Consider the following 1,245-nt stretch of genomic DNA (forward strand, 5'->3'; position numbering starts at 1 on the left):
GGCCATGACCTGATCTATGCCGGCCGCGGCAACGACATCGTCTATGGCGGCGAGGGCAACGACACGATCTATGGCGGCGACGGCGACGACAAGCTCTTCGGCGAGGATGGCGACGACATCATCTATGGCGAGGCCGGCAATGACATCATCATCGGCGGCAAGGGCAACGACCARCTCTCCGGCGGTGACGGCAACGACCAGATCTCTGGCGGCGAGGGCAACGACCAGATCGCGGGGGATGCCGGCAACGACGTCATCCATGGCGATGAGGGCGACGACACGGTGGATGGCGGCGCCGGGAATGATGAAGTTCATGGCGATGCCGGCGACGATCACGTCATGGGCGGGGCCGGCAATGAYCAGGTCTATGGYGAGGACGGCGACGACATCCTCGACGGCGGCGCCGGCGACGACTGGATCGACGGCGGCGAAGGCGACAACACGATCTTCACCGGCGATGGCACCAACAGCGTCCGCACCGGCAACGGCAACAATGTTGTSACCGGTGGCGCTCATGTCGACATCGTCCAGTTCGGCGCCGGCCAGGACACGGCCCAGCTCGGCGCGGGCGACGATGCAGCGGCCGGCGGYGGCGGCGATGACCGGCTCTTCGGCGAGGATGGCGACGACACGCTCTCCGGCGACGACGGTGACGATGTGCTCGACGGCGGTTCCGGCGACGATCATCTCGCGGGCGGCGCCGGTGACGACCAGATCCATGGCGGGACCGGTGACGACATCGTCTTCGGCGGCGATGGGCGCGACCGGATCGAGGGCGACGCGGATGACGACATCGTCTTCGCCGGCGCCGGCGACGACCGGGTCGAGGGCAATGCCGGCAAYGACCGGCTCTTCGGCGAGGCTGGTGACGACCGGATCGAGGGCGACGCGGGCGACGATGTCATCGATGGCGGRGCGGGCAACGACCGGCTCGAGGGCGATGACGGCGACGACGTGGTCATGGGCGGAGCTGGTAACGACCAGATCGCMGGAGATGCGGGCGACGATACGCTCGATGGCGGTACCGGYGAGGATCTCGTCAAGGCCGGCGCCGGCAACGACGTGATCATCGGCACGCTCGATGCCGCGGCCGATTGCTATGATGGCGGCAACGGCAGCGACACGCTGGATTACTCCCAGGCGACGCAATGCATCGACATCAATCTGGTCGAGGGCAAGGCGGTCAGCGTCGAGATCGGCGAGGACAGCTTCTCCAGCATCGAGGCGGTGATCGGCGGCAGCGGC

1 protein-coding gene is annotated in these 1,245 nt (G+C 67.5%); it reads left to right on the forward strand.

All coding sequences use genetic code 11. The annotated features are described in order from the left end of the window. The coding region (locus AB4118_RS33975; protein WP_441493894.1) for a calcium-binding protein at positions 1-1,245 on the forward strand (1,245 nt) is incomplete at both ends.

The organism is Allobosea sp. 2RAB26 (assembly GCF_052115465.1).
Classification (GTDB): Bacteria; Pseudomonadota; Alphaproteobacteria; order Rhizobiales; family Beijerinckiaceae; genus Allobosea.